The 25,199-nt window shown below is 34.6% G+C and carries 25 protein-coding genes; 19 read left to right on the forward strand and 6 right to left on the reverse strand.

What is annotated here, in order from left to right:
- The first annotated feature begins 409 nt into the window (after positions 1-409).
- From E0W73_RS04855 to E0W73_RS04870, 4 genes are all read left to right on the forward strand, one after another.
- A complete protein-coding gene (locus E0W73_RS04855; protein WP_135220968.1) occupies positions 410-775 on the forward strand; it encodes a DUF3244 domain-containing protein in 366 nt (121 codons plus the stop codon).
- A 1,000-nt stretch (positions 776-1,775) separates the two neighbouring features.
- Positions 1,776-2,141 (forward strand): DUF3244 domain-containing protein, encoded by a 366-nt coding sequence (locus E0W73_RS04860; protein WP_135220968.1) that lies wholly within the window; start codon positions 1,776-1,778, stop codon positions 2,139-2,141.
- A 645-nt stretch (positions 2,142-2,786) separates the two neighbouring features.
- Positions 2,787-3,191, forward strand: a complete 405-nt coding sequence (locus E0W73_RS04865; protein WP_135220969.1) for a secretion protein — start codon at positions 2,787-2,789, stop codon at positions 3,189-3,191.
- A gap of 371 nt (positions 3,192-3,562) precedes the next feature.
- The gene (locus tag E0W73_RS04870; protein ID WP_135220970.1) at positions 3,563-3,940 is read left to right on the forward strand and encodes a secretion protein; all 378 of its coding nucleotides are present in this window, start codon (positions 3,563-3,565) and stop codon (positions 3,938-3,940) included.
- A gap of 59 nt (positions 3,941-3,999) precedes the next feature.
- Here the strand turns inward: E0W73_RS04870 and E0W73_RS04875 are convergent, their stop codons facing one another.
- The 3 genes from E0W73_RS04875 to E0W73_RS04885 form a co-directional block, all read right to left on the reverse strand.
- Positions 4,000-4,338 carry a hypothetical protein gene (locus E0W73_RS04875; RefSeq protein WP_135220971.1) on the reverse strand — a complete coding sequence of 113 codons (339 nt, stop codon included), beginning with the start codon at positions 4,336-4,338 and terminating at the stop codon, positions 4,000-4,002.
- Between the two features lie 819 nt (positions 4,339-5,157).
- The gene (locus E0W73_RS04880) at positions 5,158-5,568 is read right to left on the reverse strand and encodes a hypothetical protein (RefSeq protein ID WP_135220972.1); all 411 of its coding nucleotides are present in this window, start codon (positions 5,566-5,568) and stop codon (positions 5,158-5,160) included.
- A gap of 80 nt (positions 5,569-5,648) precedes the next feature.
- Complete coding sequence (locus E0W73_RS04885) at positions 5,649-9,089, reverse strand: methylmalonyl-CoA mutase family protein (RefSeq protein ID WP_135220973.1); 3,441 nt, start codon at positions 9,087-9,089, stop codon at positions 5,649-5,651.
- Between the two features lie 312 nt (positions 9,090-9,401).
- Between E0W73_RS04885 and E0W73_RS04890 the strand changes: the two genes are divergently transcribed.
- The 4 genes from E0W73_RS04890 (at position 9,402) to purU (ending at position 13,352) form a co-directional block, all read left to right on the forward strand.
- Positions 9,402-10,964: a L,D-transpeptidase family protein gene (locus tag E0W73_RS04890; RefSeq protein ID WP_135220974.1), complete on the forward strand. Its 1,563-nt coding sequence runs from the start codon at positions 9,402-9,404 to the stop codon at positions 10,962-10,964.
- A gap of 121 nt (positions 10,965-11,085) precedes the next feature.
- The gene (locus E0W73_RS04895; protein ID WP_135220975.1) at positions 11,086-11,502 is read left to right on the forward strand and encodes a cytochrome c oxidase assembly factor Coa1 family protein; all 417 of its coding nucleotides are present in this window, start codon (positions 11,086-11,088) and stop codon (positions 11,500-11,502) included.
- Between the two features lie 172 nt (positions 11,503-11,674).
- Entirely contained in the window at positions 11,675-12,391 is a 717-nt protein-coding gene (locus E0W73_RS04900; protein WP_135220976.1) for a DUF4197 domain-containing protein, read from the forward strand.
- A 106-nt stretch (positions 12,392-12,497) separates the two neighbouring features.
- Positions 12,498-13,352 (forward strand): formyltetrahydrofolate deformylase, encoded by an 855-nt coding sequence (gene purU / locus E0W73_RS04905; RefSeq protein WP_135220977.1) that lies wholly within the window; start codon positions 12,498-12,500, stop codon positions 13,350-13,352.
- A 296-nt stretch (positions 13,353-13,648) separates the two neighbouring features.
- Here the strand turns inward: purU and E0W73_RS04910 are convergent, their stop codons facing one another.
- The 3 genes from E0W73_RS04910 to pyrF form a co-directional block, all read right to left on the reverse strand.
- Complete coding sequence (locus E0W73_RS04910) at positions 13,649-15,142, reverse strand: catalase (RefSeq protein WP_135220978.1); 1,494 nt, start codon at positions 15,140-15,142, stop codon at positions 13,649-13,651.
- Positions 15,143-16,234: 1,092 nt separating this feature from the next.
- A complete protein-coding gene (locus E0W73_RS04915; protein WP_135220979.1) occupies positions 16,235-17,035 on the reverse strand; it encodes an ABC transporter substrate-binding protein in 801 nt (266 codons plus the stop codon).
- Between the two features lie 164 nt (positions 17,036-17,199).
- Positions 17,200-18,057 (reverse strand): orotidine-5'-phosphate decarboxylase, encoded by an 858-nt coding sequence (gene pyrF / locus E0W73_RS04920; protein WP_135220980.1) that lies wholly within the window; start codon positions 18,055-18,057, stop codon positions 17,200-17,202.
- Between the two features lie 155 nt (positions 18,058-18,212).
- Here pyrF and E0W73_RS04925 point away from each other — a divergent pair, with 155 nt between their 5' ends.
- The 11 genes from E0W73_RS04925 (at position 18,213) to E0W73_RS04975 (ending at position 24,728) form a co-directional block, all read left to right on the forward strand.
- Entirely contained in the window at positions 18,213-18,683 is a 471-nt protein-coding gene (locus tag E0W73_RS04925; protein WP_135220981.1) for a Dps family protein, read from the forward strand.
- 181 nt (positions 18,684-18,864) lie between these two features.
- Positions 18,865-19,050: a CsbD family protein gene (locus E0W73_RS04930; RefSeq protein ID WP_012024385.1), complete on the forward strand. Its 186-nt coding sequence runs from the start codon at positions 18,865-18,867 to the stop codon at positions 19,048-19,050.
- A 156-nt stretch (positions 19,051-19,206) separates the two neighbouring features.
- Positions 19,207-19,758, forward strand: coding sequence for a helix-turn-helix domain-containing protein (locus E0W73_RS04935; protein ID WP_135220982.1), 552 nt, complete (start codon positions 19,207-19,209; stop codon positions 19,756-19,758).
- Positions 19,759-19,779: 21 nt separating this feature from the next.
- Entirely contained in the window at positions 19,780-20,229 is a 450-nt protein-coding gene (locus E0W73_RS04940) for a response regulator (protein ID WP_135220983.1), read from the forward strand.
- A 10-nt stretch (positions 20,230-20,239) separates the two neighbouring features.
- On the forward strand, positions 20,240-22,024 hold the full coding sequence (locus E0W73_RS04945) for a sensor histidine kinase (RefSeq protein WP_135220984.1): 1,785 nt from the start codon (positions 20,240-20,242) through the stop codon (positions 22,022-22,024).
- Positions 22,025-22,157: 133 nt separating this feature from the next.
- Positions 22,158-22,736 carry a DUF4142 domain-containing protein gene (locus tag E0W73_RS04950; protein WP_135220985.1) on the forward strand — a complete coding sequence of 193 codons (579 nt, stop codon included), beginning with the start codon at positions 22,158-22,160 and terminating at the stop codon, positions 22,734-22,736.
- Positions 22,737-22,755: 19 nt separating this feature from the next.
- Entirely contained in the window at positions 22,756-23,403 is a 648-nt protein-coding gene (locus E0W73_RS04955) for a porin family protein (protein WP_135220986.1), read from the forward strand.
- A 43-nt stretch (positions 23,404-23,446) separates the two neighbouring features.
- Positions 23,447-23,599, forward strand: a complete 153-nt coding sequence (locus tag E0W73_RS04960; protein ID WP_128414821.1) for a lmo0937 family membrane protein — start codon at positions 23,447-23,449, stop codon at positions 23,597-23,599.
- A 45-nt stretch (positions 23,600-23,644) separates the two neighbouring features.
- A complete protein-coding gene (locus tag E0W73_RS04965; protein WP_135220987.1) occupies positions 23,645-23,929 on the forward strand; it encodes a YtxH domain-containing protein in 285 nt (94 codons plus the stop codon).
- Positions 23,930-23,967: 38 nt separating this feature from the next.
- Complete coding sequence (locus tag E0W73_RS04970) at positions 23,968-24,327, forward strand: hypothetical protein (protein ID WP_135220988.1); 360 nt, start codon at positions 23,968-23,970, stop codon at positions 24,325-24,327.
- Positions 24,328-24,353: 26 nt separating this feature from the next.
- Positions 24,354-24,728, forward strand: coding sequence for a hypothetical protein (locus E0W73_RS04975; RefSeq protein ID WP_135220989.1), 375 nt, complete (start codon positions 24,354-24,356; stop codon positions 24,726-24,728).
- Positions 24,729-25,199: the final 471 nt, after the last annotated feature.

Genomic DNA, 25,199 nt, shown 5'->3' on the forward strand with positions numbered 1-25,199 from the left:
TACCTAAAATAATTCAAATTTTAACCTACAACGGTTTCGCAACTAAGAATATTGCATGAAATTAAAGTTTTAAGCGATTATCAATTTTTTACAAAAAAGCCGTTTTTTACACGACTCATTTTTTTATTGAAGATTTTTTTAAGATATCGCATTTTCAAATCATTTTTTATATGGATAAATCATTTTTGTAAGAAATCGGGACAATTGCGGAACATTTAATTTTACAAAAACTTTGAAGAATAACAAGCGAATTAACAAAAACATCACATTAAACGCAAATTTTAACCTATAACGGTTTCGTAAATGAGAATATAGCATATAAATCGGAAAATACAGTTGTTAAAATAACACAGCTTCTGAAGTAATTTTACATCAGAAAAATGAACTAAGAATTTAAAGAAGAAAGAATATGAAAAAGGTTTTAAAATTAAGTTTAGTATGCGCGGTGCTTTTTACAGGAATGAGTACTTACGCAATTGATGGAAACGAAGCTCTTAACTTTCATGTATTGAAAGGAAACGGAAAAACGATAACTTTTGGAATCAACCAACTGCAAAAAGCGGTTATCAGTATTTATGATGCAAACGGAAACGTATTATACACTGAAAACGCTTCTGGAAAAGAAGGAATCTTAAGAAACTTCAGCCTGGAGGAATTCCCACAAGGAAAATATTACCTTGAAGTGGCTGACAGCTTCAAAAAAGTAAAATATGAAATCACTGTAAATGCAAACAGTTCTGTATTGTCTTCTAAAGGTACAGCGACTCTTTACTAATTGCAGCGGTTCAAAAATAAAGTGTACTCTTCACAGCACTTTAAAGTTTTATACTCTAATACAGTATAAAAGTGAGGTTAGATAGTTAGTAAGTTAAAAACTTTCAAAAGTTTTAAAACAGCTCTTTGTGGTTACTGAGCTGTTTTTTTTTGCTTTTTTTTATTGCCACGAAGGCGCAAAGGCGCTAAGTTTTTTTTTTAAAACGCAACTTGTGTTTGAAATAGAACAAAAATAGCTTCATTTCGGAATTAAAAATCTAATTTGATTTGCTTAAATCCTTAAAATCTGCGCGAAATCCTTTACTTATAAATTTTCACGCAGATCTAAACAGATTGAAGCAGATTTAGACCGATTTATGTATAAGCTGATTTAGTAGATTGAAAAATAGTTTCGCACAATGGGTTAAAACGCAGCCTTTTTATATCCAAGCATAAAAAGCAAAAAAGCGCAATCTCAGAACCTCAGCATCCCAGAACTGAGAACCTCAGAACCTCAGAACCTCAGAAATAAGAACCTCAGAACCTCAGAACTAAGAACCTCAGAACCAACCACGCTAAAACATTAAAAAATAACAATCGAATTAAGCAAAACGATAAAAATAATTCAAATTTCAGCTTCTCAGCGTTTCAAAACTGAGAATATTGCACGGAATTCAAGTTTTAGGCGAATTGTCTCTTTTCTTTAAAAAGATCCTTTTTTACACGACTCATTTTTTTATTGGAGATTTTTTTAAGATATCGCATTTTCAAATCATTTTTTATATGGATAAATCATTTTTGTAAGAAATCGGGACAATTGCGGAACATTTAATTTTACAAAAACTTTGAAGAATAACAAGCGAATTAACAAAAACATCACATTAAACGCAAATTTTAACCTATAACGGTTTCGTAAATGAGAATATAGCATATAAATCGGAAAATACAGTTGTTAAAATAACACAGCTTCTGAAGTAATTTTACATCAGAAAAATGAACTAAGAATTTAAAGAAGAAAGAATATGAAAAAGGTTTTAAAATTAAGTTTAGTATGCGCGGTGCTTTTTACAGGAATGAGTACTTACGCAATTGATGGAAACGAAGCTCTTAACTTTCATGTATTGAAAGGAAACGGAAAAACGATAACTTTTGGAATCAACCAACTGCAAAAAGCGGTTATCAGTATTTATGATGCAAACGGAAACGTATTATACACTGAAAACGCTTCTGGAAAAGAAGGAATCTTAAGAAACTTCAGCCTGGAGGAATTCCCACAAGGAAAATATTACCTTGAAGTGGCTGACAGCTTCAAAAAAGTAAAATATGAAATCACTGTAAATGCAAACAGTTCTGTATTGTCTTCTAAAGGTACAGCGACTCTTTACTAATTGCAGCGGTTCAAAAATAAAGTGTACTCTTCACAGCACTTTAAAGTTTTATACTCTAATACAGTATAAAAGTGAGGTTAGATAGTTAGTAAGTTAAAAACTTTCAAAAGTTTTAAAACAGCTCTTTGTGGTTACTGAGCTGTTTTTTTTTGCTTTTTTTTATTGCCACGAAGGCGCAAAGGCGCAAAGTTTTTTTAAACCGTACAGGCTCAAAATTTACGCAAAGTCCGCAAAGTTATTATAAGCTCTGCGGACTTTGTGTTTTTTTTATGTAAAGGCGCAAAGTTCGCAAGTTATAGATTTGCGAACTTTGCGCTTTTCCTTTGCGCCATTGCGGTTAAATCATCAGACAGATAAAAAACTTAGCAACTTAGAATCTTAGAACCTTAGTAACTCCAAAAAAACGAAATTCCTACATTTTTAAAGAAATCATTACCTCAATGTAAACTAAAAATCACCAAAAACGTTGAAAAATAATAGCCTAAATAGCCAAAACGATAGATATAATTCAAATTTTAACCTATAACGGTTTCGTAAATGAGAATATAGCATATAAATCGGAAAATACAGTTGTGATTTTTTACTTACAACATAAGTAATTTAGCATCAGAGAATTAGAACTATTAATTTTAAAAACTAAGTACCATGAAAAAGATTGCAAAATTAAGTTTAGCGGCAGCGTTGCTTTTCTCAGGAATTAGCACTTACGCAATTGATGGAACTGGAGAGTTTAATCTTCATGTATTAAAAGCTAATGGAAAAATGATCACTTTCGCGCTTAACAAAACGCAGAAAGCCAGTTTAGCTATTTATGACAAAGACGGAACATTACTTTATGCTGAAAACGCATCTGGTAAAGAAGGAATTCTAAGAACTTTCAGCTTAGAAGAGTTTCCAGAAGGAACTTACTATTTGGAAGTAGAAGACAATATTAAAAAAGCGAAATACGAAATCACAGTAAACGACGAGCAATCTCTTTTATCAAGAAATGCTGTTTCATCTGTTTACAAGCCAGGTTTTGTAAAAAATAGCAGTGTGGCAGCACGCTAAAAATATTATACTCTCATAAAGTATAATGAGGTTAGATAGTTAGTAAGTTAAAAAACTTTGAAAGTTTTAAAACAGCTCTTTGTGGTTACTGAGCTGTTTTTTTTTGCTTTTAATCGAATAAAAAAATACCCTCTTTAACATTTTGAAAAATTATTCTTAATAATTGTTTTGAAGTTGTTTTTTATGTTAAAAAAAATTTCATCGCAAGTAAATCCGCAAGCCCCGTGTTTACGTACATAGCGTAGACAAAGCTCAGAAACAGTTTTAATTCAGCATTTTATCGCTCAAAAAAGGTGCTTTTTTTGCTAAAAATTAAATTTGTATTTGTAGTTTTGGACGTTCCACATTTAGTAATAACAATAAAAAAAAACATGACAAAATTTACCAAAACAGGTTTAGTTGCTGCCTTTTTTTTAGCAACAGTATTTACTTATGCCATTGATGGAAAAGGTGATTATATTTTAAACATCAAAACCGGAAACGGAAAAGTAGTCAGCTTTACGGTTGACAATTCTTCTTTTTCTATCTATGACGAAAATCACAATTTACTTTATGCTGGAGAGTCTGCAGCAAACAAATTGGAAGTTTCTAAAACGATTAGTTTAGAAAGTTTTCCTGCTGGGACTTATGTTCTAGAAGTGAAAGCAAACGACAAAGTTTCGAAACACGAAATTAAAGTTGCTGCCAAAAAGGTAAAAACAGTTAAGTTAGATGAATCTGTAAACGAAAGTCCAGGATTCCGTCGTTAAGCCACTTTTTTTGCCCTGAAAAAGATTTAAAAGAGCATTGGTTTCGGCCAATGCTTTTTTTATTTTTCTGCTTTTCTTAAATCAGATCCCATTTTAGCTATTTTCCAAAAGACTGCTGTTTCCCGCCCCATAATTATTTGATGTAATTCTTTGTATAATGCAGAACGGGCGAAAGCATTAATATAATCCAATAAATCTAGTGTTTTGAAACTTTGCCTGAACTCTGGTCTTACCTCATCGCTATTGGCTAAACAGACATTTGTATTTTCCTCTTTTATGTAAATCAGGTTTAACGCTTTTTCTATTTTAGAAATAATTTCTGGGTTTAGCTTTTGATTTTCAATAAGATTTTCTATCCTGAATTGAAAACCTTTGATTTTAACAACGATATTCTCCAAATCAGTATTTTGATTTAGATTTCCTGAAGTTTTGATTTGTTCTATATATTGCTGGATTGTCATAATCTAATTAAGATAGAACTTAAAGTTAGTTAATTTACAATTTAAATACTATCGCTTCCCTCCTTGTGTACCCGTGGTTGAAACCACGGGCTATATTTGATAATAGGATTTTTTATGTTGCTGGAGTGAGTGAGACTGTTGAATTATTTCTATTTGTAGATGCAAAGGTGAAAGTTCTAACGCTAAAAATCTCGCAAAGGCGCTAAGCCGCTAAGTCTTTTATGCAATCTTGTCATTTCGACGGAGGAGAAATCACAAGAGAAACTCTACAAAGATTGGCTAAATACTTGAGGAGTTTATCAAAATTTTTCAGCCCAATTTAAAAACATAGCCTGCGGTTTCAACCGCAGGAACGTAATATTGTCTTTCCTTCCCTGTCTCCCCGTGGTTGAAACCACGGGCTATATTTGATAATAGGATTTTTTGTGTTGCTGCAGTGAGTGAGACTGTTGAATTATTTTTAGTTGTAGATGTTAAATGAAAATTCTAACGCTTAAATCTCGCAAAGGCGCTAAATTGCTAAGTTTTTACGCAATCTTGTCATCGAAAGAAGGGATAAATCACACTCTACAAAGATTGGCTAAATACTTTTGCGGAGTTTCTCAAAATTTTTCAGCCCAAATTGAAAACATAGCTTTCGGTTTCAACCGCAGGAACGCAATATTGTCTTTCTATCTTTGTGTAACCGTGGTTGAAACCACGGGCTATATTTGACAATGGGATTTTTTTTGCTGGCGCGAGTGTCACGCTCGTTCATTACATTGCGTTCACGAGCGGGACGCTCGCGCTAGCGGGGAAATTTATAAAAATTCCATCTGCATCATAAGTGTAAAGCAAGTCATTAATCAAAAACAATTTACTATTTATTTTTTTTATTTTATTAACAAAATTGACGTTCATTGATCCATTTAAAACTTCAATATTTATAGTTGAAAACTTCCATTTATTTCTTACAATTAATATTAATTCTGAGTATTTTTTTAAAACTAACTGTTCATTATCTAAATTTACAGGAATATAAACTTCTAAATTTCCATTATAATTATAAGCTGAAATCTTATTTTCATTATCAATCGGTATATATTCACTAGGAACAATATCACTTTTCTCTTTAGTACAACCAAAAAGAAATATCAAACTAAGAAATACTATTACTTTTTTACTCATTTTTCTTTTTATCAGTTATCCAAATAAATATTTCTAATTTAGCATCTTGACTAAACCAACCATCTTCATAAAAGAAATTTCTACATATTCCTTCTATACTGCCCACCAACCTCAAACAACGCCGAAGTAATCTGTCCTAAAGAACAAACCTTTGTAGCTTCCATTAAATAATCGAATAAGTTTTCGTTTTTAATGGCTGCTTGCTGTAAAGCATTTAAATGCTCGTTTACTTTTGCTTCGTGGAAATTATGCAAATTATCCAGCATCGTAATCTGGTATTGTTTTTCTTCTTCTGTAGCACGAATAACTTCTGCCGGAATTACAGTTGGCGAACCTTTTGAACTCAAGAAAGTGTTTACACCCACAATTGGGAAATCTCCGTTGTGTTTTAGGGTTTCGTAATACAAACTCTCTTCTTGGATTTTAGAACGCTGGTACATCGTTTCCATTGCGCCCAAAACTCCTCCTCTTTCTGTAATTCTGTCAAATTCCTGTAAAACGGCTTCTTCAACCAAATCGGTTAATTCTTCGATGATAAACGAACCTTGAATTGGATTTTCGTTTTTCGCCAAACCTAATTCTTTATTGATAATCAACTGAATGGCCATCGCACGACGCACCGATTCTTCTGTTGGTGTTGTAATCGCTTCATCGTAAGCGTTGGTATGCAATGAATTACAGTTGTCGTAAATCGCATACAAAGCTTGTAATGTGGTTCTGATATCGTTGAAATCAATTTCCTGAGCATGTAACGAACGTCCCGAAGTCTGAATATGGTATTTCAGCATTTGTGCTCTTTCGTTGGCTCCGTATTTATTTTTCATGGCTTTTGCCCAAATCTTACGTGCCACACGACCAATTACTGAATATTCTGGATCTACTCCGTTGGAGAAGAAGAATGATAAGTTTGGTCCAAAATCGTTGATGTTCATGCCACGGCTCAAATAATATTCCACGTAAGTGAAACCATTTGAAAGCGTAAATGCCAATTGTGTAATTGGGTTTGCTCCTGCCTCGGCAATATGATATCCTGAAATCGAAACCGAATAGAAATTACGAACGTTTTTATTGATGAAATATTCCTGAACGTCGCCCATTAATCGTAATGCAAATTCAGTTGAGAAAATACAAGTATTCTGTGCCTGATCTTCTTTTAAAATATCGGCCTGAACTGTTCCACGAACTTGTGATAAGGTTTTGGCTTTTATTTCGTTATAAACTTCCAAAGGTAAAACCTGATCTCCCGTAACACCCAAAAGCATTAATCCTAAACCATTGTTTCCTGCTGGAAGTTCGCCTTGGTATTTCGGCCTATCGATTCCCTTTTCTTTATAGAGTTTGCCGATTTTGGCTTCAACTTCCTTTTCTAAACCATTTTCTTTAATGTAAATCTCACATTGCTGATCTATTGCGGCATTCATAAAGAAACCTAACAGCATTGGCGCAGGTCCGTTGATCGTCATACTTACCGAAGTCAAAGCATGAACCAAATCGAAACCTGAATACAGTTTTTTAGCATCGTCTAGGCAGCAGATCGAAACTCCTGCATTACCAATTTTCCCGTAAATATCTGGGCGCAAATCTGGATCATTTCCGTATAAGGTTACACTGTCAAAAGCGGTTGAAAGGCGTTTTGCCGGCATTCCTGCACTTACATAATGAAAACGTTTATTGGTTCTTTCTGGTCCACCCTCGCCCGCAAACATTCTTGACGGATCTTCGCCTTCGCGTTTAAACGGATAAAGTCCCGAAGCAAAAGGAAATTCTCCAGGAACATTTTCCTGTAGATTCCAACGCAGAATATCGCCCCAACCTTCATATTTAGGTAAAGCAATTTTCGGAATCTGTAAATGTGATAAACTTTCAGAATGTGTCGCGATTTTGATTTCTTTATCACGAACTTTAAACGAATAAACTGGATTTTTATATTTCGCTACTTTATCTGCCCAATTCAGGATAATTTCCCAATTGTACGGATCCAAATCCATTTTTACTTTATCGAATTGATTTAGTAAAAGATTTAAGAAGATTCTATTTTCGTCGTGTTCCGCAATTCCGCTTGGTAAAACAGTCGAATCGTCGATTCCCGCTTTTGTAATTTGAGGAACTTTTCCAGAAACCGATTCTATGGTTTTGAAAATTCCGTATAATTTTTGAGCAACTTTTTGCTGTGCAGTTGCCGTTTCATCATAAGTTCTATTATTCTCAGCGATTTCAGATAAATAACGTGTTCTTCCTGGCGGAATCACGAATATTTTCTCGCTCATTTCTTTGGTGATTTCAAAAGTCGATTTTAAGTCAGAATCGGTTTTTTCAACCACCTTATCCATAATCGCTTTGTAAAGCGTATTCATTCCTGGGTCGTTAAACTGCGAAGCAATTGTTCCAAAAACCGGCATTTCGTCTGGACTTTTATCCCAAAGACCATGATTGCGCTGATATTGTTTTTTTACATCACGCAATGCATCAAGCGCTCCACGTTTATCAAATTTGTTTAAAGCCACTAAATCGGCAAAATCTAACATATCGATTTTCTCTAATTGTGTTGCTGCACCAAATTCGGGTGTCATTACATATAAAGAAACGTCTGAATGATCCATAATCTCCGTATCAGACTGCCCGATTCCTGAAGTTTCTAAAATAATCAAATCGTATTTTGCCGCTTTCAAAACCTGAATTGCTTCGGCTACATACTTAGACAAAGCCAAATTCGACTGACGTGTCGCCAGCGAACGCATATATACACGAGGATTATTAATCGCATTCATACGGATTCTGTCTCCTAAAAGCGCTCCTCCTGTTTTTCTCTTAGAAGGATCGACAGAAATCAATCCGATTGTTTTTTCTGGGAAATCAATTAGAAAACGACGCACTAATTCGTCAACCAAAGATGATTTTCCGGCACCGCCCGTTCCTGTAATTCCTAAAACCGGAATTTTAGAACTAGAATTAATTTCGTGAATTTTATCAAAAGCTGTTTTTGCAATTTCAGGAAAATTTTCTGCAGAAGAAATCAAACGGGCAATGGCTGTTGGCGTTTTGCTTTCGATATGATCGATTTCTCCATTTAATTTATCTCCAATAGGAAAATCGGCACGTTGTACCAAATCATTAATCATTCCCTGTAAACCAAGAGAACGGCCGTCATCCGGAGAATAAATTCTGGTAATACCATATTCATGTAATTCTTCAATTTCGCTTGGCAGAATTACACCTCCTCCTCCTCCGAAGATTTTAATGTGTCCTGCTCCTTTTTCGTGAAGCAGATCGTACATATATTTAAAGTATTCATTATGTCCTCCTTGATAGGAAGTCATCGCAATAGCATTCGCATCTTCTTGAATGGCGGTGTTTACCACTTCTTCAACACTTCTATCGTGACCCAAGTGAATTACTTCAACTCCTGTGGACTGAATGATACGGCGCATGATATTAATGGCAGCATCATGTCCGTCAAAAAGCGAAGCAGCAGTAACAATTCTTACTTTATTTTTAGGAATATATGGTATTTGTTGTTCCATTTTATGAATATGATAATTTTATGGAGGCAATTTACAAAATATTTTAACATTTGATTGATACTATAGCTTTATGTTAACAAAAAATAAATCGATTTCGCACGCCAAAAGGGTAACAATTCCGGTAACTGATTGATTTAGTTAAAGAAAGCTTAAAGACATGGCAATTTCGAAACATTTAAATAAAATCAAAAAACACCTTTTGAGCACTCCTAAAGTAATTTAGCATTGTAGAAAAGCCCCAAATTTTTACCTGGCACTTAAATGAAAAAGTAGTAATGAAAATGAAAAGTAATAATGTAAAAATTTTAAAAAATGAGAACATTTAATTTATTCACCGTAATTTTAAGTTTGAGTTTTTTTGTATCTTCTTTTAATAGAATTGAAAACAATACTTCACATAAAAACACAAACAAAACTTCTTCTTACAATTCAGACAATGATAATGTAAAAGAAAGTATTTCTAATGACTTCTTCAAGAGGTATTCTGAATTAAAAAAATACAAGTCTGATGTAATGTCTTTATACAAACACAGAAGCCTTGGAAGCATTTGGCACGACGAAAATGAAATCAACGAATTTGGTACTGTTTTATACGAAAAAGCAAAACAGACAAATGATTTGTCGATTCCGTACCAAGCCGAAATTGATAAACTTTTTGACAATTCGTCAGAAAACAGCATTTCTAAAACAGATGCCGACATGCTTTTAAGTTCATTATATATAGTGTACGCCAAAAAAAACATTTCCGATACTAAGAAAAAGGTCTCATACGATGCCATGTTAAAAGACTTTTTGAATTACAGTACAATCGAAGAAGCTACAGCTTCAAACTCTGCAGACGTTAAAGTGCAGTACGATCAATATTACAAATTAGAAGATGTTCTTAAGAAATACAAAAAGCTTGATCGATCTCATAAATGGAAAGCCATTGTTCCGGAAGAAAGTCCTTATAAAGATTTACGACCAGACGCTGTTTCTAGCACTATTGCACAAGTAAGAACTCATTTGTATTTAATGGGTGATTTAAAAAGCGACTCTAAAAGCAATGTTTATGATCGCGAGCTGATGGATGCTGTCATGAAATATAAAGTTCGTAACGGATTTAAACCGAATTACATTCTTGCGGAAGAACATATTCAGGAAATGAATACGCCACTTTCTGAAAAAATGCAGACTTTAAAACTTAATATGGAGAGATGCCGTACCATTGCAGCGCAAATGGCAAACAGCGATGAGTATGTTCTTGTAAATGTGCCATCTTATGAATTGGTGTATGTAAAAAACGGAAAAGTACAGTTGACTTCACCAGTATTTGTGGGAGCGCCATTAACTAAGACAACCATTTTTAATGGTGAAATCGACCGAATCGTTTTCAGCCCTTATTGGACAGTTCCTCAAAGTATTGTACAAAACGAATTGAAGTCTAAAATTGCTGCTGACCCTAATTATCTGGCAGAAAAAAATATGGAAATGGTTAACGGACAAGTAAGACAAAAACCAGGTCCAGACAATTCTTTAGGATTGGTAAAATTTATGTTTCCAAATCCAGACGATATCTACATGCACGACACACCGTCTAAAACATTGTTCGATTTCGAAAAAAGAACGTTCAGTCATGGTTGTATCAACGTAAAAATGGCAAAGGAACTAGCGGTGGCTATGCTTCAAGATTATCCAGAATGGACTCAGGCTAAAATTGACAAAGCTATGGCTGGTAAAGTAGAAAACAGTTTTAAATTGTCTAAAAAAGTGCCTATTTACATTACCTATTTTACCTCGTTGGTAAATGATAAAGGAGAAATTGGTTTCTTTAAAGATGTTTACGAAAAAGATGCTGAATTAACTAAAGAATTAAGCGTAGCATTAGAACAATAAACACTCAAAATAGTTTTATTTAAACTTTAGGGGTAATTTTAAAAGAATTTGGTTTATAATTTTGAGAGAAAAAACTATCTTTCAAACTTAAATCCCAAATCTATTAATTACCCCTTAATTTATGCAAGAAGATTATCAACCTAAGAAAAGCTGGTGGGACAGAAACTGGAAATGGTTTGTTCCTACAGGATGTCTGAGCATTATTGTGCTCTTTGTTCTATTTGTTGGAGGAATATTTTTTGGCGTGACCTCTCTAATGAAGGAATCGGATGCCTATAAAGATGCAATGGCAAAAGCCAAAATCAACAAAGAAGTTATTGCTCAATTAGGAACTCCCATAGAAGGCGACGGTATGGTTTCAGGAAAAATTCAAGTGAACGACCATTCTGGGAACTGTAATATCCAAATTCCGATAAAAGGACCAAAAGGCACGGGAATCATCTTTGTTACCGGAACAAAACGCGTGAAATGGAAATACAGCGAAATGGTTGTTTATATTGAAAAAACGGACGACGAAATTGATTTGCTCATGAAATAATCCTAAACAAAAGCATTTTAGAATACGCATCTAATCATCTTTCTTAAGATGATTTTTTGTTTAGAATCAAATCTGTTATTTATTAAACAAAATCTTGCATTACAAATAATAAAATTATGGCTTTATTTTTGAATAAGTGTTACTTTTGAAACCTATAAAAACTCCATTTCTAATGAAAAAAATTATTATTCTTTTAATAGCCTTTACTCTTAACTCCTGTGCTCAGGTTCCGCAGATTCTAAATCAGTTACCGCAGATTGCTTCTCAGCTTCCTGCTGGAAACGTAGACATTGCCGCAGGCCTTAAAGAGGCTCTAAACAAAGGAATTACAGAACAAGTAAGCAAATTAACTGCTGTTGACGGATTTTATAAAAACGAAGCCGTTAAGATCTTAATGCCCGAAGAATTACAGAAAGTTGACGCCACTTTGCGCAAAGTCGGCTTAAGCTCGCTGGCCGATGAAGGAATCAAAATGCTGAACCGCGCCGCCGAAGATGCCGTAAAAGAAGCTACTCCAATCTTTGTTTCAGCAGTTAAGAATATGACTTTTACTGACGCTAAAAACATCCTTTTAGGGAACGACAGCGCCGCTACAAGTTATCTACAAAACAGCACAACAACAGCTTTGTACGGAAAATTTAGTCCGGTAATCAAGAATTCTTTTGCCAAGGTAGGTGCAGATGCTGTCTGGACAAAAATTATAACCAAATACAACACTATCCCACTTGTGAAAAAAATAAATCCGGATTTGACGGACTATACCACAAATCAAGCCCTAACAGGTGTATTTAAAATGATTGCTGTTGAAGAAAAAGAAATTAGAAACGACATTTCTGCACGAACAACGCCTTTGTTGCAAAAGGTTTTTGCAATGCAGGATGGGAAGTAATTCTTAAGCTACTAAGCTACTAAGATGCTAAGTTTCTTAAGTTTCTTAACTCAAAAAAATAGTGTCTTAGCGCCTTTGTGGCTAACCAAAAAAACTAACCAAAAAAATGCAAAAAATAACCATCTTAATTCACTGCAAAGACCAAAAAGGTATTATTGCCGCAGTGACTACGTTTATTGCCAAAGTTGAAGGAAACATTATCTACATCGACCAGCATGTTGATCGAGAGCAAAATGTATTTTTTATGCGTTTGGAATGTGAATTTTCAAATCACAACAGAAGCATCGAAAACATAAAAGAAGAATTCAGCCAGACTTTGGCGAGTGATTTTAATATGTCTTGGGACTTGTACAATCAGGAACAAAAACCAAAAATGGCTTTGTTTGTTTCCAAATACGACCATTGTCTTTTTGATATTTTAGGACGTTACAGTGCCGATGAACTGGGTGTCGAAATTCCCTTAATCATCAGCAATCATAATGATTTACGCTCTGTGGCGGAACGCTTTGACATTCCGTTTCACTATGTTCCTTTTACGAAAGACAATAAAGAAGAAGGAGAGGCACGACAAATAGAATTGCTCAAAAGATATGAAATCAATTTTATAGTTTTGGCGCGCTACATGCAGATCATAACCCCTAAATTGATTTCGCTTTACGAAAATAAAATTATCAATATTCATCATTCATTCTTGCCAGCCTTTCCAGGCGCAAAACCATACCATTCCGCTTTTAAACGCGGTGTAAAGATTATCGGGGCAACAAGTCATTACGTCACAGAAGAACTCGACGAAGGTCCGATTATTGAGCAAGATATCGCAAGAGTCTCTCATATTCATTCTGTTGAAGACTTCATCATGAAAGGTCGTGATCTAGAACGGATCGTTCTAGCCAGAGCAATCAAACTTCATGCAGAAAGAAAAACGATGGTTTATAGCAATAAGACGGTGGTTTTTTCTTAGGAGGTGTTAAGTTGCTGAGGTTCTGAGCTTCTGAGGTTCTGAGCTTCTGAGGTTCTGAGCTTCTGAGGTTCTGAGGTTCTAAGTTTTTAGATCTTTGTGTATTTTAGTTGATAAGATTCTGAGCTTCTGAATTTTTAAATCTTTACGAGTATTTTTACTTGTTAATGAGAATGCAGTTTTTTACTTTCAATACAAATTAACAAACCCGACAGGCTAAAACTGTCGGGTATGTTTTATAGGTAAAGTTCAAAACTTAGAACCTCAGAAGCTCACAAACTTAGCAACTTTAAAAAAAACTATCTCGCTCTAATCGCCAATCTAGGATCATCAAAAGCATTTACTTCTTCCATTGTCATGCCAAGAGCGTTTGCAACTCCTTCTCCGTAGGCAGGGTCGGCTTGATAACAGTTTCTGATGTGACGCACTTGAATAAATTTCTGTGCTCCTCCTACCTGTGCTGCTGTATTTTTAAACAATAATTGCTTTTTTTCATCGGTCAGCAGTCTGAACAAAAGTCCTGGTTGCGTAAAATAATCATTATCGTCTTCTCTGAAATTGTGTGCATAAGCATCACCATAAATTGCCAATGGTGGTTCTTTGTGTTCTGGCTGTTCTTGCCATTCACCAAAACTGTTTGGCTCGTAGTGTTTTCTTCCTCCAAAATTGCCGTCTACTCGCATCGCACCATCTCTGTGGAAACTGTTGTAAGGGCATCTTGATGAATTTACCGGAATCTGATAATTGTTTACTCCTAATCGGTAGCGATGTGCATCTCCGTAAGAGAACAAACGTCCCTGAAGCATTTTGTCTGGAGAAAAGCCAATTCCTGGAACTACATGCGCCGGATTGAAAGCCGCTTGCTCTACTTCGGCAAAATAATTCTCAGGGTTTTTATTCAATTCAAATTCTCCGACTGGTATAAGCGGAAAATCGCCTTTTAACCAAACTTTAGTCAAATCAAAAGGATGAAAACGATATGTTCTCGCCTGCTCTTCAGACATGATCTGAACAAACATTTTCCATTTTGGGAAGTTTCCTTCTTCAATAGCATTAAACAAATCTCTCTGATGGCTTTCGCGGTCTCCTCCTACGAGCACGGCCGCTTCTTCATCAGATAAATTTTCAATTCCTTGTTGCGAAACTAGGTGGAATTTTACCCAGTGTCTTTCGTTTTGTGCATTTATGAAACTAAAAGTGTGGCTCCCAAAACCATGCATTTGGCGGTATGACCTCGGAATTCCTCTATCGCTCATTACAATCGTAACCTGATGAAGCGCCTCTGGCAGTAAGGTCCAAAAATCCCAATTGTTATCAGCACTTCTTAAATTGGTTTTTGGATCACGTTTTACAGCATGGTTCAAATCTGGGAATTTCATAGGATCGCGGAAAAAGAACACAGGGGTATTATTACCGACCAAATCCCAGTTTCCTTCATTAGTATAGAATTTCATGGCAAAACCACGAATATCTCTTTCGGCGTCGGCTGCACCTCTCTCTCCTGCAACAGTAGAGAAACGCACAAACATTTCAGTTTTTTTTCCAATTTCCGAAAATATATCGGCTTTGGTGTATTTAGTGATGTCATGTGTTACGGTAAAAGTTCCGTAAGCTCCAGATCCTTTTGCGTGCATTCTCCTTTCTGGAATCACTTCACGGTCAAAATGTGCCATTTTTTCTAAAAACCAAAAATCTTGGAGTAAAACAGGTCCACGAGGGCCAGCTGTCTGAATGTTTTGATTGTCTGGAACGGGTGCACCCGTTACGGTTGTTAATTTTTTGTTTGATTCCATATTGCTGATATTTAATGTTTTATCAAATATACAAACAAATCATTAGAAGACTAATAAACAAAATTGATTGTTATTATATTTTAATAATCAAAAATTATTTAATGCTGTAGAATGCTCAAAAAGCGTGATTTACAAATCTTAACTTTAGTCCAACAAAGTAATAACAAAACCTTAACAGCAAAAGATTGATATATGTCGGACATTTGTAATGTAATAAACTGGTTATTTATTATTTTGGTTTTGGTTAGTTAAATGATGCCGGCGTCTTCGAGATGCCGGCATTTTTTTTGATTTAACCGAAAGGCATGCTTTTTTGATTAACCGCAAGGCACGCTAAGATTTTTTTGCCAAGTACTGTCGATTATAACGCAAAGTTCGCAAAGCTTTGTGTAAAAACTTTGCGCACCTTGCGTAAATCTTAGCGTACCTTGTGGCTATGTCGGCTCTGTTTTTTGATTAACCGCAAGGCACGCTAAGATTTTTTGCCAAGTACTGCCGATTATAAACGCAAAGTTCGCAAAGCTTTGTGTCAAAACTTTGTGTCAAAACTTTGCGTGCCTTGCGTAAAACTTAGCGTACCTTGCGGTTAACAAAAACTGAAATTAAATATTAGAATCTCTTCTTCAGACATTAACTTATATTCAACAAAGTAATAACAGGACCTTAACAACATTATATTGATTTATGTCGGACATTTGTAATGTAATAAACTGGTTATTTATTATTTTGGTTTTGGTTAGTTAAACAATGCCGGCGTCTTAGAGATGTCGGCATTTTTTTTATTTAACCGCAAGGCACGCTTTTTTGATTAACCGCAAGGCACGCTAAGATTTTTTGCCAAGTACTGTCGATTATAAACGCAAAGTTCGCAAAGCTTTGTATAAAAACTTTGTGTAAAAACTTAGCGTGCCTTGCGAAAAACTTGGGGTGCCTTGAGGTAAAGCAAAACCGAGATTTAGATTTTAAAATATTAAAACGTAAAGTTCGCAAAGCTTTGTATAAAAACTTTGCGAACCTTGCGTAAATCTTAGCGTGCCTTGCGGTTAAATCAAATTATTCTAAAGCCAACCTGAAACCAACTAAAACCTGAAACTAATTCTTTATCCTCTCATGAAGTAATTTAAAATACGTAAAAGCTTTCAACAACCTGCTTCCGTGCCAAGAGAACATTTCTCCGTCTACAAATATCGTTTTGGCGTGATGGGTAAATCTTCCTATTTCAAAAGCATCTTCTTCCTTAAAAGGATAAGGTTCAGAAGAAAGCAAAACAATATCGGGGTCGCCATCGAGACGCATTTTTTTCAATTCGATTTCTGGATAACGACCTTTATCTTCATAAATATTTTTAAAATGATTTAGCTTTAGCAATTCATTTATATAGGTGTCATTTCCTGCTACCATATAAGGATTTTTCCAAATAAAATAAGCCACTTTTCTGATTTCAATATTCTCTACATATTTTTTGAAATCGCTCAAGGCGAAAGCTAATTTGTCATTCCACTTCTGAGCTTCGGTTCTGCAATTGAACATTTGTCCAAAATCTGAGATCATCTGAAAATTATCTTCGATAGAAATGATATTGGTTACCCAAACCGGACAAATGGCGCTCAACTGTGCGACAATTTCAGGAGTGTTTTCCTCTTTATTACAGATAATAATATCCGGCTCCAGAAGTTTTATTTTTTCAAAATGAATCTTCTTAGTGCCGCCAACAATCTTTTTAGTCGACTTAAAATGAAACGGATGAACGCAGAACTTGGTTATTCCGATAATTCTGTCTTGCAGACCTAAATCGTACAACAATTCGGTTTGCGAAGGCACAAGAGAGATGATTCGTTTTGGAGCAGTTGCAAAAGAGTGAATCGTTCCTATTTGATCGGTTAATTGTTTCATTTATTTTTTTGTTTCAGGTTTCAAGTTCAGGTTTATTGGGTGTCTTTTACTGCAAAGTTCGCTCAGATTTATGCTATGAACGCACAAAAATTTGCGAACTCTGCGAAAAAACCTTGCGAACTTTGCGGTTGAATTCAATTTCAAAGTAAAGAAAACTTGAAACTTTAAACCTGAAACTTTACGCCAATAATTTCCTCCATTTCTTTCTGAACCTTTAAAGCCTCCTCTCTGGCTTTTTCGGCAAAATCAGTTCCTTTAGAAGCATAGATGATTGCTCTTGCAGAATTTACCAAAAGTCCGACTTTATCATTCATTCCATACTTGCAGACTTCAGATAAGCTTCCGCCTTGAGCGCCGATACCCGGAACTAATAAAAAGCTATCCGGAACAATTTTTCTGACTTCGGTAAAATATTCAGCTTTTGTCGCTCCCACCACATACATAAGGTTTTCGCTGTTCTTCCATGTCTTAGAAGTTTCCAAAACCTGTTTGTACAGTTCTTTAGCTCCGCTCTGTTCGGCTTCGCCTCGGGTTCCGTTTGTATTTAAAGTCTGGAAATCAAATGCCCCTTCGTTAGAAGTCAGGGCCAGCATAATAGTGTGCTTATTTCCAAAAGCCAAAAAAGGCTCGACAGAATCTTTTCCCATATATGGAGCAACAGTGACACTATCAAAATTCAGATCCTCAAAAAAAGCCTTCGCATACATGCTTGATGTATTTCCGATATCGCCGCGTTTTGCGTCTGCAATAGTGAAAATATCAGGGTAATTTTCGTTGATATAATTGATTGTTTTTTGCAGAGACATCCAGCCTTTTATTCCATACGCCTCAAAAAATGCTGTATTGGGTTTGTAACCTACAGTTAGGTCATGTGTTGCATCGATTATCGCTTTATTGAATTCAAATATAGGATCTTCGCTGTCTAACAAATGAGACGGTATTTTGGTCAAATCAGGATCTAATCCAACGCATAGAAATGATTTTTTTTGAAGAATCTGCTCGTGTAATTGCTGTGTTGTCATATCGTTTTTCGCTAGTGCGGCAAAATTACAAATAATATAATTGGAATGCGAATTTAGGCTAACATTGAATTCCTGTAATTTCTTAAAAAAATTATATAAAGAAATTTACGAACGCCGCCTGTAACTTTGAAAAAACAACATTAATAAAGCAGATTATGACTCCCAATATCGGAATTACTCCAAAAAACCTAAAAAAAAGCGCTACCATACTAGCTACGATTTTGTCTAATGAAATGACTCTTTATGTGAAAACCAGAAAATTTCATTGGAACATTTCAGGAAACAGTTTTATGGAACTTCATAAATTATTTGAAGAGCAATACAGAATCCTTGAAGCCAATATTGACGAAGTTGCTGAAAGAATCAGTCAGCTAGGCGAAAAAACAATTGGGACCATGAAAGAATTTATCGAAAATTCTACCCTGAAAGAATCTCCAAAAGAATACGCTTCTCAAAAAAATATGCTGTCTGAATTGCTAGAAAACCACGAACAGCTCGTTACCGAGTTTAGAGGTTATATTCCTGCTTTTGACGAGACAAACGATGCCGGTTCTGCAGATTTCGTAACTGGATTATTGCAGGAACACGAAAAAATGGCTTGGATTTTAAGACGTTATCAGGAATGAGTTGTTTTTAAGATTTTAGATTCAACCTCAAACTTGAAACTTCAAACTTGAAACCTGAAACTTGAAACTCAAAAAACTTTCCAAGTCACAAATGTGAATTATGCAGCGACTTTTAAAATTCATATAACGAAAAGTCGCGATCAAATATCGAATTTTACATAACAAACAAAAGACAAATATCATGAATACTACAGAAATAAAAGGAAACTGGAATGAGTTAAAAGGAAAACTAAAACAAAAGTACGCAGAGTTAACTGATGACGATTTGATGTTTGCTGAAGGAAAAGAAGACGAAATGTACGGAAGACTTCAGCAAAAATTAGGAAAAACAAAAGAAGAATTTCATCAAATCCTCTCAGATTTGTAAATCCTTATAACTCAATCAGGAAATACCGTCTAGTAAAAATATTAGGCGGTATTTTTTTAAGCTTTTATTAAAAAAATACATGATTCTGCAAATTCTGCCCACTATTAAAGCTGTAACAAAAAATAAATTAAGTATCTTTAACCAAATTTCTATATAATGAAACTATTCATAAAATTCGACATTAACACAATCTGTTCTCTTTATTTGAAACAAAATTTAGAAGAAAATAACATAAGTTTTAGTACACTCGGATTTGGAGAAATTGATATTGAAAATAATCTTGATGCAGAAGCTTTAGAAGAACTAAAAAACAAACTCGCCCCTTGCGGTTTTGAGATTGTTGAAAATCAGAAAAGTGTTCTTGTCCAGAAAATAAAAGACGCCATTACGGAACTGGTATTTATGGACGACAGCAACAACTACAAAAGTTCTGTTTTTCTAGCCGAAAAACTAAACCACAGCTATGGTTATTTATCAAACGTTTTCTCAGAAGTAACCTATTCTTCTATCGAGAATTTTATCATTTTACAGAAAATAGAAAGAGCCAAGCAACTGATTATTATTAATGAAATGAGTTTGACCGAGATTGCATTCTTACTCAACTACTCTAGTGTGGCGCATTTGAGCACACAATTTAAAAATACTACAGGAATTACACCGTCGGCTTTTCAGAGAATAATTAAGAAACGAAGAGAAAATTTAAAATAAAAAACCAAATACTACACTAAAATGCAGAAAAACGCATTAAATATTTTATTGGCGGATGATGATGAAGATGACCGTCTTTTTTTTAAAGATGCTTTTGAAGAAATCAAAATCCAAACCAATGTTAATTTCGTACATGATGGAATGCAACTGATGGACCACTTACTAAATCCCGACAATAAACTTCCGGATATTTTGTTTCTGGATTTGAATATGCCGAAAAAAACAGGAAAGGAATGTCTGATCGAAATTAAAAAAACAGAACATTTAAAAAATATTATTATTGCCATTTACTCAACATCTTCTTCAGAAGAAGATATTGAAGACACCTTTATACAAGGTGCCAATATATATATTAAAAAGCCTAGTGATTTTAATACACTCAAAAAAATAATTAATGAAGTCGTGACAGTAAACTGGCACTATCACACATCTGGTTTAAACCGTGATAATTTCTTGCTGCGACTAAAATAAGAGCCAAATAATGAAATGGATACCAAATTTTAATTCTTCAAACTCTTTGAGAGTTATTTTTGTAATCGCAGTTTTCATTCTGTTATTTCTTTCTTCCATTGCTTACAAACACAATCAGGATCTGAATGAATCGAGTAAGCTGGTGATGCATACCTACGAAATAAACATTCAGCTCGAACGACTCATGTCGGCCATAAAAGATGCAGAAACGGGCCAGCGCGGCTATATCATAACGCGCAATGCCCGTTTCCTGACGCCTTACATTTATTCTCGTGATAAAGTAAACACCTCTTTTATCACTCTAAAAAAGCTTACTGCTGATAATCCTGAACAGCAGAAAAATCTCGAAAAACTATTCAAACTCATTAATCAGCGTTTTGTTTCTTTTGAAAACTGCCTGAAATACAGTGACCCAAAAACATATGACAAAAGAAAACTCGACAATCATATGTTTGGAGGACGAATTCTGATGGAAAACATTCGTTTCAAAGTCGATGAAATGAACGACATCGAAAAAGCCTATCTAAAAAAAAGGCTTAAAATTTACGATGCCGAAATATCTTTAAGTCCGCTTTTCTCGATTTCCTTATTTTTGGTTGCGCTGAGTTTTATTTTATTGGCTTATAGACAAATCAGCCGTGATTTTGAACGCCTTAAAATCTACAACAAAAAACTTCTTATCTCTAGCGGCCTGATTGCAGAATCTGAAACCATTGGTAAATTTAGCACTTGGCAATGGGATTTAGACACTCATAAAATTGACTATTCTGATAACCAATATCGATTACTGGGTTTTGAGCCTGGCTCTTTTGTACCCGAAAAAGGAACATTCCTGAATTTTGTGCATCAAGACGACAAACAGACTGTAGCCGAATCTATGGACGGCATTATCGAAAAAGGCACTCTTCCGTTTGTATACTATAAAATAGTGCGTCCGGATCATGAAATCAGATATTTTAAGTCGACCGGAAAATTACTTACCGATCAACAGGGAAGCAAAATACTTCTCGGAATCAATTTTGATATTACCGATGAGCATCTATTGAATATTGAACTTCAGGAACGAAACAAAGAACTCGAAAAAAGCAATAAAGAACTGGCTTCTTTTAATCATGTTGCCAGTCATGACTTGCAAGAACCGCTTCGAAAAATCCAAACTTTTATTTCTCGAGTTTCCGATGCAGACAAGGCGGTAATGTCTGAAAGCGGCAAAAATTATATTACCAAAATAGAGGCATCTGCCAAAAGAATGCGTGTGCTTATTGACGATCTTTTGTTATTCTCTAGAACAAATACCACCAAAAAAGAATTTATTAAAGTAAATCTCAATGAACTTTTGAGCAATGCCGAATCTGAACTTGGAGAGGTTATAGAAGAAAAAAAAGCTGTAATTACAGCTTCTAAACTTCCGAAACTATCGGTTATTCCGTATCAGATTGAACAGTTATTCATTAATTTAATTGGAAATTCATTAAAATACAGCCGACCAGATGTTGCACCAGAAGTTACGATTTCTAGCGAAAAAGTAAATGCTGCCGACTATCCTGAAATCTTAGAGCAAACTGTAAAGAAATTCCACAAAATAACTTTTACCGATAACGGAATGGGATTTGATCCTCAGTTCAAAGAAACCATTTTTATTCTTTTTCAGAGACTTCATTCTAAAACAGATTATCCTGGCACCGGAATCGGACTTGCAATTTGTAAGAAAATCGTAGAGAACCATAAAGGTCATATTACAGCCGACAGTACACTCGATCAAGGTTCTGTTTTTACGGTATTCCTTCCCGATTAAAACCCCTTTAAAAACACATAAAAAACGTTATATAAATCCGTTATGGGAATTATATAACGTTTCTTTTTTATGGTGTAAAGCAAAATCTTGTATTCGTTAGCATCTTTGTAATGTAATACTTTAAGAAGTAAAAATGAAAGCAGGTCCTCTATTTAAGACGGCAATTTGTAAGGTCTTTTTTTTATTTGTGATACTTATCTGCATCACGTCTTGCAGAAAAAACAGCACGATAGAAAGCTCTTTAAAAAATGACGTTTTTTTTAAAAATGATAAAGAAGAAGTAGAAGCTTTTTTTTTCATTTCGACCGCAAATGTGAGTAAGTCTATTATTTCTAAAAGTCAAATTGCACAACAAAAAAGTTCAGACAGTACAATACAACAATTGAGCAGAAAAATCGAAATTCATGAGAATCAATTACTGGGAGAAATATCAAAGATGGCAACATCAAGGCTCATTGTCATAACAGAAATCAACGCCACGCACAAACGATATTTATATGATCTTATCGATGCCGATGGATCTAATTTTAATAACGAATATTTAGATTCTCTGACAAAGTCTTTGAGTGAACAGATTGAATTATTTGAGTCCATTTCTAAAGAAACAAATGATAAAACGATTTTACAGCTAGTATTGCATTATTTACCTGAACATTATAAGCTCTTAAGGGAAACCGAGAGCCTCAGGAATCAAGTAAAAGCCAACATTTAATTAACTAAATTTTTTAACTATGAAAATGCAATCAAATTTTTTATGCGCCTTAACACTTTTTTTGACAGCTTCATTTGGAATGCTGCACGCTCAAGACAATAATGTAAACACAGAGTTTGGTGTAAAAGGAGGTTTCAACATGTCTAACCTATACGGAAGCGGTGAAGATGTAGATGACAATAATATTTTATACGGTTTTAATGCCGGGGTTTATGCTACGCTGCCTATTTCAGATTTCGTAGCCATTCAGCCAGAGCTTTTGTTTACTACAAAAGGTGCTGAATTAGAATACAACAACGCTTTTGCAAGCGGAGACGCCAAATTCAGATTGAATTATATCGAACTTCCTCTTTTGGTTAGAGTAAATGTTACGAAAAACTTTAATATACACGCCGGTGGTTATGCCTCGTATTTAGTAAGTTCTAAAGTAACAGGAAGCGGAACCTTTGATTTTGATGAAGATATCGACACTGACGATTTAAACAAATTTGACGCTGGTATTTCTGCAGGTATAGGAGTAGATTTTAACCCAGTAAGTATTGGTTTACGTTACAATTATGGTTTAACAACCGTGGGGAAAGAAAGAACAGTTGCGGGAACAACTTTTACTTATCCTGATGCAAAAAACAGCAACTTAACATTATACTTATCGTATAAGTTAAACTAATAGCATACCGCAAAATTAATTATTAACCTAAAATATAAAAACCATGTCAAACTTATTATACACCGTAGCGGTAATTCTGGTTATACTATGGGCTCTTGGGTTCTTTGTGTACAGTTTTGGAAGCATTATCCATATACTGCTTGTTATCGCGATCATCGCAATTCTGCTTAGACTTATCAAAGGCAGGGAAGTTTAAAAAATATCAACAAATATTAAATATTAATCATTAAATCAATTTATTATGAAAGCTAGTAGCACAATTTTAGGAATAGCAGCAGCCGCTGCAGCAGGAGCATTATTAGGAGTTTTATTTGCTCCAGACAAAGGTTCTAACACAAGAAAAAAAATCAAAGATAAATCGAAAGATTACAGCGATAATATCAAAACAAAATTTGATGGTATTGTAAACACAATCACTTCTAACGGTAAAGAAATCATTGAAGAAGGAAAATCTAAACTTAACCAAGTTAAAGACGATTTCAATTCTATCAAAGATGAAGCGAAAGCTGTAAAAACGAACTACTAAAATATAAGTGATTTTTTCAAACCATAAAACCCTATATCATGGAACCAAATGCAACAACAAACGAGAATTTAAATCTTTATGAAAAAGCTGAAAATTATACAAAAACGAGTTTAGAATTACTCAAACTTAAAACGGTATGTTCAGTAGCCGATGGTGTTTCATCATTAGCTTCTAAGATAGCAGTCGGTATTGTTGTTGCATTTTTCACTCTTTTCTTGAATGTGGGATTGAGCTTATGGATTGGAAAGGAACTTGGAGAATATTATTTAGGCTTTTTTGTAATGGCGCTTTTCTATCTGATTGTAGCCGTTATAGTGCACAAAGCACATCATAGACTAATTAAGACTCCAATCGGAAACTCGATTATATCGAGTATCTTAAAAGAGAAACAAAACTGATTTGCTAATTAATATCTAAAAAGTCTATGGAGCCTATTTACACTATTGATCAGTTGAATCAGAGAATTAAATATTTAGAAACCCGCCAAGATGCCGAATGGTGCGCCATCAAAAATCATGTTGATGAAATTAAAGAGAATCTAAAACCTCTTAACTTAATCAGAAACACGGTTGAGGAAATCAACGAAACTGTTGGTTTTAAAAGCCATATGGCACAGTCGGCAATTAGTATCGCAATCGGCTATCTGGCTAAGAGATTTATAGTCGGAAAAGGAGATTCTATGTTTAAAGGAATTTTAGGATCTGTGGTGCAGCTGATTGTTACTAACCTGGTTTCGAAACCGCATGAGTCTTCCGAAGATGAAGAAGAATCATCTAAATACGAACCATCGCAAGAGTAATTGTCTAACTTAAATACATGCATTATGGAAAAGTTAAATACAATAATTATCAAAAATGGTGTAACAATCTACTCTAACCTATATAAATGTTTTGAATATACAAGAGTATTTCTGGGAATCTAACATCTATTATACGTTCTAGAAAAACGGTTAATAGAGATAAGACCATCACTATAAATCTAATTTTATAATTAGAGCCTTAGAGAAAAAGCAAAATGAACTTTTTAGTACATTTTGCTTTTTTTTATTTTAAAGATGATAAGTTTCTGAGGAGCTAAGTTTCTGAGTTTTTTATCTTTGACTTACCACGGATAATGTTCTATTCCTTAATACGCAGTCCTCGTGGTTCCGACGCAATATAGACCGCAATCTTGTAGTGTAATACATTATTTCCAATTGGTACGCACCCCACTATACGTTCCCGTGGTTGAAACCACGGGCTATATTTTTCATGCAAAATGATTATCATTT

Origin of the sequence: Flavobacterium foetidum (assembly GCF_004634245.1) — a bacterium.
Taxonomy (GTDB): Bacteria; Bacteroidota; Bacteroidia; order Flavobacteriales; family Flavobacteriaceae; genus Flavobacterium; species Flavobacterium foetidum.